This is a genomic window from Faecalimicrobium dakarense, assembly GCF_000499525.1.
In the GTDB taxonomy this organism is placed as follows: domain Bacteria; phylum Bacillota; class Clostridia; order Peptostreptococcales; family Peptostreptococcaceae; genus Faecalimicrobium; species Faecalimicrobium dakarense.
In genome coordinates this window covers 1-753 of record NZ_HG529240.1, presented here as the reverse complement: position 1 = coordinate 753, position 753 = coordinate 1, and the positions used below count along the sequence as shown (strand labels likewise).

The following is a 753-nucleotide window of genomic DNA, read 5'->3' as shown; positions in this document are numbered from 1 at the left end:
ATTCTATATTATTATTAATTAACCTTTTTAAAAATATCGAAAATATATTTTTATATTTATAGATTAAATCTTGGATATGTAATTATTATTTAATAATCATCTTAATTAATTCAGGCATGGCAAATTGAAGTATAACCAATGCTAAAACAATAGTAACAAATAGTACTTTATATCCTATATTTATATTGCTATTAATAATAGTAATTATTAAATTGATAACCATATAAATTATACTAACTAACACTAAAAATAAAACTATTGCTATAGCTAGCATTGGAACTGATATACTTTTTATAAAAATTGATAAAATTTCTGCTATAATAGGCGATAAAATTCCTAATGTAATATTTATAATTCCTATATTCTTAAGTATTTTAGAATACTTTTTTCTAATCTCTCTAATATCATGCTTATTAAATATTTTTCCATCTTTAACACTAAGCTCATGTTTTAAAGATAATGATTTTCCAAACCATAAACAAACTAAACCGCATATTATTTGAAGTAAAATAAATCCACACATTATTGCCCACATTGTCCTGTCTGCGATCACGCTTTTTCCTCCTTTAAGTTCTATATTTTATTTTATACGTCACTTAGTCGTAAAATCTTACTATATTATTTATATTGTAATTATAACTAAATTTTTGAAATATATAAAGCCAAGTATGATAAATCATTCTTGGCTTTATGTATTATTTCCTCTTTTTAGATTTCTTTTTCTTTTTACCATGAGCTTTCTTTCAGCTTTTG

1 protein-coding gene is annotated in these 753 nt (G+C 22.2%); it reads right to left on the bottom strand.

The window, feature by feature from the left end; all coding sequences use genetic code 11:
* Positions 1–85 precede the first annotated feature (85 nt).
* A complete protein-coding gene (locus BN899_RS02295; RefSeq protein ID WP_042272399.1) occupies positions 86–553 on the bottom strand; it encodes a hypothetical protein in 468 nt (155 codons plus the stop codon).
* Between the last annotated feature and the right edge of the window lie 200 nt (positions 554–753).